The organism is Streptomyces sp. NBC_00370 (assembly GCF_036084755.1).
In the GTDB taxonomy this organism is placed as follows: domain Bacteria; phylum Actinomycetota; class Actinomycetes; order Streptomycetales; family Streptomycetaceae; genus Streptomyces.
The window spans coordinates 7,740,563-7,747,809 of the sequence record NZ_CP107968.1; the positions used below are offsets into that span (position 1 = coordinate 7,740,563).

The 7,247-nt window shown below is 69.2% G+C and carries 4 protein-coding genes; 2 read left to right on the forward strand and 2 right to left on the reverse strand.

What is annotated here, in order from left to right; genetic code table 11:
* Positions 1-60 precede the first annotated feature (60 nt).
* Entirely contained in the window at positions 61-2,139 is a 2,079-nt protein-coding gene (locus OHS57_RS34310; protein ID WP_041994255.1) for an alkaline phosphatase family protein, read from the forward strand.
* On the opposite strand, the gene OHS57_RS34315 is transcribed toward OHS57_RS34310, so the two are convergent.
* A complete protein-coding gene (locus tag OHS57_RS34315) occupies positions 2,103-4,019 on the reverse strand; it encodes an ABC transporter ATP-binding protein (protein WP_328584459.1) in 1,917 nt (638 codons plus the stop codon). The genes OHS57_RS34310 and OHS57_RS34315 overlap by 37 nt on opposite strands.
* Positions 3,997-5,754 carry an ABC transporter ATP-binding protein gene (locus OHS57_RS34320; RefSeq protein WP_328584460.1) on the reverse strand — a complete coding sequence of 586 codons (1,758 nt, stop codon included), beginning with the start codon at positions 5,752-5,754 and terminating at the stop codon, positions 3,997-3,999. The genes OHS57_RS34315 and OHS57_RS34320 overlap by 23 nt, the downstream gene beginning before the upstream one ends.
* 273 nt (positions 5,755-6,027) lie before the next feature.
* On the opposite strand from OHS57_RS34320, the gene OHS57_RS34325 reads away from it, so the two are divergent.
* Complete coding sequence (locus OHS57_RS34325) at positions 6,028-7,062, forward strand: GDP-mannose 4,6-dehydratase (RefSeq protein ID WP_041994261.1); 1,035 nt, start codon at positions 6,028-6,030, stop codon at positions 7,060-7,062.
* The last annotated feature ends 185 nt before the right edge of the window (positions 7,063-7,247 follow it).

A 7,247-nucleotide genomic window follows, 5' to 3' on the forward strand; every position in this document is an offset into this window, starting at 1 on the left:
CGCAGCACCTGTCCCGACTGTCCCCGAACCCGACTGCCCCCACGCATGGGAGGAGCCTCCATGGCCCCCGGTCCGACACCCACGACGCCCGAGTCCGACACCGCAGGCACATTCGACGCGCCGAGCGGCACCACCCGCCGCCGGTTCCTCCAGGGCACGGGGGTCGCCGCCGGAACGCTCGTACTCGGCGGGACCGCCGGGGCGGGCGGCGCGTACGCCGGCACGAAGCAGCGGTACGTCCTGCCGAAGGGCTTCAAGGGCAATCTGTCCGACCTGCGGCATGTCGTCATCCTCATGCAGGAGAACCGCTCCCAGGACCACTACTTCGGCACGTTCCCCGGCGTACGGGGCTTCAACGACAAGCAGGCGCTGCGGTTCCAGGACGGCACCACCGTCTTCCAGCAGAAGGACGGCAAGGGCAACACCGTCTCGCCCCAGGTCGACGACGGCGCCTGGGGCAACGACCACGGAGCCTGGGGCGACGTCGGTCACCGCACCTGGGACAAGTGGGTGCAGCACAACGGCGCCAGCGCCATGAACTACCACAGCGACGGCTACATGGGCTTCTACCACTCGGTCGCCGCCCAGTACACCGTCGCCGACCAGAACTTCTGCTCCGAGTTCGGGCCCACCGACCCCAACCGGAAGTATCTGTGGAGCGGCACCGCCAACAGCGAGACGGGCAACACGGACGAGTCCAACTACTCCCGCCCCTGGATCACGGTGGCCGAGCAGCTCCAGCAGGCCGGCATCGACTGGCGGCTCTACTCCGACAACAGCGGTGACGGGCGGCAGGGTTACCTCAGCGGCTGGGTCGGCGACTACGGCGACAACGAGCTGAAGTACTTCAAGGGGTTCGAGCCGGCCGGGCTGAGCGCCGACGACCCGAAGCTGCGGCCGGGCACCGGGCTGATCTGGCGCGGCAACGCCACGTACTACGCCGGCATGACCGCCCCGAACGACGACTCGGACGCCAACCTCGACGCGGTGCTCAAGAACTTCCACGACGCCTGCCGGCCGGGCGCCGAACATCCGCTGCCCGCCGTCTCCTGGCTGGTGGCGCCGTACGGCTGGTCCGAGCACCCGAGCGCGGACACCCTGCACGGCGAGCGCTACGTCAAGAAGGTGCTCGACAGCCTGCAGAGCAACCCCGACATCTGGAACCACACCCTCTTCATCCTCAACTACGACGAGAACGACGGGAAGTTCGACCACGTCCTGCCGCCGTGGCCCGAGCCGGGCACGGCGGGCGAGTACGTCGGCGACTACCCGCTCGGCTTCGGACCCCGGGTGCCGATGCTGCTCGTCTCGCCGTGGACCCGTGGCGGGCACGTGGCGTCCGAGGTCTTCGACCACACCTCGACCATCACGTTCCTGGAGACCTGGGCGGCCCACCTCGGCAAGCCGTTCCGCTGCCCCAACATCAGCGACTGGCGGCGCTCGGTCGCGGGCGACCTGACCAGCGCCCTCGACTTCGCCCACCCGCAGCCCGGCCCCGCCGCCTTCCCCGACCCGCTCGCCGAGCAGCCGGTGTCGATCGCGGCGGGCCACATGACGCCGCGCCCGCTGGGCTTCCACCCGCACGCGACGATCTCGGAGGACCGCGCCGCGGGCACGGTCACCGCCAGGATGACGCTGACCGGCGGCCCGAAGGGCAAGGCCCTGAGCTTCCAGGTCTTCCCCGACAAGTACCGGCCCTTCTCCAGCACGCCGTTCACCGTCACCGCCCGCGAGCCGCGCGAGTACACCTGGGACGCCGGGGCCACCGACGGCGCGTACGCGTTCTCGATCTACTCCAACGACGGTTTCGTACGCTCCTTCGCCGGCCGGGTCGCGCCCGCACACAAGCACGACGGCGGCCTGCCGCGCGTGGAGGCCGACCTGGTGCGGGCCAAGGGCAAGCACGACGCCGAGGTGAAGCTCACGCTGCACAACGACGGCGCGGCGCCGGTGCGTTACGTGCTCACCGCCAACGACTACCTCGGCCGTACCCAGCGGATCACGGTGGCCCACGGCCGCACGAGGACCGTCACCTGGCCCACCCAGGAGGGCTATTACGACGTGGTCGTCACCGTGGACGAGGACACCACCTGGAGCCGGCGCTACGCCGGCCGCGTCGCCACGGCCGACCGGGACTGATCCGCCGGAGCGTCCGTCCGCACACCGGAAGCGTCGTGGGCGCGCGCGGCGTGCAGGCGGGCGTAGGCTCCCTGACGCCTGATCAGATCGTCATGGGTGCCCTGCTCGACGATGCGGCCCGACTCCATCACCACGATGACGTCCGCGTCACGGATGGTGGACAGCCGATGCGCGATGACGAAGCTGGTCCTGCCCTCGCGCAGGGTGTTCATCGCGCGCTGGATGAGCACTTCGGTACGGGTGTCGACCGAGCTGGTCGCCTCGTCGAGCAGCAGCACCGCCGGCTTGGCGAGGAACGCCCGTGCCACCGTGATCAGTTGCTTCTCGCCGGCGCTCACGCCTGCCGACTCGTCGTCCAGCACGGTGTCGTAGCCGTCGGGCAGCGTACGGATGAACCGGTCCGCGCAGGTGGCGCGGGCCGCCGCCACGATCTCGTCGCGCGTCGCGGCGGCCCGGCCGTACGCGATGTTCTCGGCTATGGTGCCCCGGAACAGCCAGGTGTCCTGGAGGACCAGGCCGAACCGGGAGCGCAGGTCGTCGCGGGTCATGGACGCGATGTCCGTACCGTCGAGCAGGATGCGCCCGCCGCCGAGCTCGTAGAACCGGACGAGCAGATTGCCCAGCGTGGTCTTGCCCGCACCCGTCGGGCCCACGATCGCCACCGTGCTGCCTGGTTCCACCGTCAGCGACAGATCCTCGATCAGTGGCGTGCCGGGGGAGTAGCGGAAAGAGACACGGTCGAACCGGACGCGGCCCGCGGCCCGTTCGGGCGTGCGCGGGTGCGCGGGGTCGGGGTGCTGCTCGTCCGCGTCCAGCAGGGTGAAGACCCGTGCCGCCGAGGCGATTCCCGACTGGAGGCGGCCCGCCACGCTCGCGACCTCCACGATCGGCTGGCTGAACTGGCGGGAGTACAGGATGAACGCCTGGACGTCCCCGAGGCTCAGCGAGCCGTGCACCACCTGCCACGCACCGACCACGGCGACGGCCACATAACCCAGGTTGGCGATGAACATCATGGACGGCTCGATGGTGCCCGAGGCGAACTGGGCCTTCCTGCCCGCCCGGTACAGCGCCTCGTTGTGCGCGTCGAACCGCTCCTCGGCCTGTGCGCGCCTGCCGAAGCCCTTGACCAGGGAATGGCCGGTGTAGATCTCCTCGACGTGCCCGTTCATCGAGCCGGTGGCCGCCCACTGGTCGGCGAACCGGGGCTGGGCGCGCTTGCTGATCCAGGCGGCGAGCACCGCCGAGACGGGCACGCTCGCCAGCATGACCAGCGCCAGTGACGGCGAGATGACCAGCATCAGGATCAGCATCGTGACGATGGAGAAGACCGAGGTGATCAGCTCGGCGAGGGTCTGCTGGAGGGTCTGCTGGAGGTTGTCGACGTCGTTGGTGGCGCGGCTCAGCACCTCGCCCGCCGGATGGCGGTCGAAGTGGCGCAGCGGCAGCCGCCCGAGCTTGTCCTCCGCCTTCTCCCGCAGGTCGAAGACGACCCGCTGCACGACGGCGGCGATCAGCCGCCCCTGCGCGAGCATGAACAGCGAGGCCGCGACGTAGAGGACGAGCAGGAGCAGCAGCACCCGGCCGACCTCGCCGAAGTCGACCCCGGGTGTTCCGGATCCGGCCGCGCCGCCCGGGGCGCCGCCGACGGTGCCGTCCACGATCAGGTCCGTGGCCTTGCCGAGGAGCAGCGGGCCGAACGCGTTGAGGGTGATGCCGCCGATGCCCAGGGCGAGCGCCAGCGAGATACGGGAGCGGTGCGGCCGGAGCAGCCCGACGAGCCGCCGCCCCGCCCCGGTGGCCTCGGGCTGCCGCCTCTCGGGTTCGCGTGTCTCGGATGCGTGCGCATCGGACGCGTTACGGCTGCCGGGCGAGACCATCGACGGCCTCCTCTTCGGTGAGCTGGGAGAGCGCGATCTCGCGGTAGGTCGAGCTGTCACGCAGCAGTTCGGCGTGGGTTCCGGTGCCGACGACGCGCCCCTCGTCCAGGACCACGATGCGGTCGGCGGTCCGTACGGTGTCGACCCGCTGGGCGACGGTGATCACGGTCGCCCGCGCCGTCTCCGGCGCGAGGGCGGTCCGCAGCGCCGCGTCCGTGGCGTAGTCGAGCGCCGAGAAGCAGTCGTCGAAGAGGTAGATGTCGGGCCGGCGCAGCAGGGTGCGCGCGATGGCCAGCCGCTGCCGCTGCCCACCGGACACATTGGTGCCGCCCTGGGAGATCTCGGCGTCCAGCGCGCCGGGCAGCCGCCGGACGAACTCGGCGGCCTGGGCGACCCGCAGGGCCTCCCACAGCTCCTCGTCGGTGGCGTCGGGGCGGCCGAAGCGCAGATTGCTCGCGACGGTGCCCGAGAACAGGTACGGCTTCTGCGGTACGAAGCCGACGGCCCGGCTGAGCGCCTCCGGGGCCAGCTCCCGTACGTCGGCGCCGTTGACGCGCACCGACCCGTCGGTCGCGTCGAACAGCCGCAGCACCAGATTGAGCAGGGTCGTCTTGCCGCTGCCGGTGCTGCCGAGGATCGCCACGCTCTCGCCGGGCCCCGCGGTCAGGTCGATCCCCTGGAGCACCGGCTTCTCCGCACCCGGGTAGCGGAACTCCGCCCCGCGCACGACGAGTTGACCGGCGGCCGAGGGGGAGGCGCCGACCGGGTCCGGTGGCGGCGTGACGCTCGTCGGGGTACTGAGGATCCCTTGGACGCGGCCGGCGGACACCTTCGCGCGGGGCACCGAGAGGAAGACGAACGCGACCATCACGACCGACATCAGGATGAGCGAGAGATAGCTGAGAAACGCGCTGATCGCGCCGATCCGCATCGACCCCGCGTCGATCCGGTGGGCGCCGACCCACAGGACGGCCACCATGAACACGTTCATGAGCAGCAGCACCACGGGCAGCATGGTCGCGATGAGACGGCTGACGCGCCGCGAGACGTCGAAGAGTTCGGTGTTGGTACGGGTGAACCGCGCGCGCTCGTAGTCGTCCCTGACGAAGGAACGCACCACCCGTACGCCGGTGATCTGCTCACGCAGCAGTCTGCCGAGCCGGTCGAGGTAGGTCTGCATCCGCTCGTAGAGCACGCCCATCCGGGCCAGCAGCAGACCGAAGGCGACGCCGACGACCAGCACGAGCAGCACCAGGATCAGGGCGAGCGGCACGTCCTGCTGGAGGGCCAGCGCGATGCTGCCCAGGCACATGAGCGGCGCCGACACCACGATGCCGAAGCCCGAGACGGCCAGGGTCTGTATCTGCTGGACGTCGTTGACCGTGCGGTTCATCAGCGAGGGCGTACCGAACCTGCCCACCTCGCGCGCCGAGAAGTCCAGCACCCGGCGGAAGACGACGGAGCGGATGTCACGCCCCATCGCCATCGCGGTGCGCGAGCCCAGCGACACGGCGCCGACGGCCGAGACGATCTGGACGAGGGCCACGGCGACCATGACCGCCCCGACCCGGGTGATGTAGCCGCTGTCCGCCCGGACCACACCGTTGTCGATGAGGGCCGCGCCGAGCGTCGGCAGCACCAACGTGGCGAGGATCTGGGCCAGTTGCAAAAGGACCAGCAGAGCCGCCGCTCCCCGGTAGGGACGTATATGGATGCGCAGGAGTCCGAACAGCACGGAATGACACTCCGGTTGACAGAGCCGGCCCGGACGCCGACGCATCCAGTGCACCGCACCGGAGGCCCGAAAATCACTAGTGTTCTCGGGTTCTTGCTTTCTTGCCGGCGGTCGCACTCAGGAATTCCCTAGTATGCCGGGGATTTCTTGACACCGAGGTCGGCGGCTTGCGAGCGTTCCGATGTCTATCGTCCGGACAGAAGCGTATTCGATGCAAGGTCGTCGACCTAGCTCTGCGTTTGGGCGGTCTCTCGTGGTCGAGAAGGGGTTGGAATGTCCAAGCGCGCGCTGATCACCGGAATTACCGGGCAGGACGGATCGTATCTGGCCGAGCACCTGCTCTCGCAGGGCTACCAGGTATGGGGATTGATCCGGGGCCAGGCCAACCCGCGCAAGTCGCGGGTGAGCAAGCTCGTCTCGGATCTGTCCTTCGTCGAGGGTGATCTCATGGACCAGGGCAGCCTGGTGTCCGCCGTCGACACGGTCCAGCCCGACGAGGTCTACAACCTCGGTGCCATCTCGTTCGTGCCGATGTCGTGGCAGCAGGCCGAACTGGTCACCGAGGTCAACGGAATGGGCGTCCTGCGGGTCCTGGAGGCGATCCGCATGGTGAGCGGCCTCAACAGCTCCCGCACCGCGGCGAACGCCGGCCAGATCCGCTTCTACCAGGCGTCGTCGTCGGAGATGTTCGGCAAGGCGGCCGAGACGCCGCAGCGGGAGACGACGCTCTTCCACCCACGCAGCCCCTACGGCGCCGCCAAGGCGTACGGGCACTTCATCACCCGCAACTACCGTGAGTCCTTCGGCATGTACGCGGTCTCCGGGATGCTCTTCAACCACGAATCCCCGCGCCGCGGCTCGGAGTTCGTGACCAGGAAGATCTCCCTCGCGGTCGCCAGGATCAAGCTGGGGCTCCAGGACAAACTGCACCTGGGCAACCTCGACGCGGTACGCGACTGGGGCTTCGCCGGCGACTACGTACGCGCCATGCACCTCATGCTCCAGCAGGACGACCCCGACGACTACGTGGTGGGCAGCGGCAGCATGCACTCGGTCTCCGACGCCGTCCGGATCGCCTTCGAGCACGTGGACCTCGACTGGGAGGACTACGTGGTCATCGACCCCGGTCTGGTGCGCCCCGCCGAGGTGGAGATCCTCTGCGCCGACAGCAAGCACGCGCAGACCAGGCTCGGCTGGAAACCCAGCGTCGACTTCCCGGAACTGATGCACATGATGGTCGACGCCGACCTCGCGCAGGTCCACCGGGAGGACCAGTACGGGGACCTTCTGCTGGCCTCCAGCTGGTAGTGGTCCGGGAAACCGGGCAGGACTAGGGAATTCCTGTCGCGGTCGCGACGACACTCGCCACATGGCTTCTCCGTAATCCGCTGTGAAGCCATGTGGCTTTTTCATTTATTGCTTTGGACGACGAGCGTGTGATGTCCGGCGTGATTCATGTTCGGTCGCTGGCTGTCGAGATGGGTTGAGTTGAG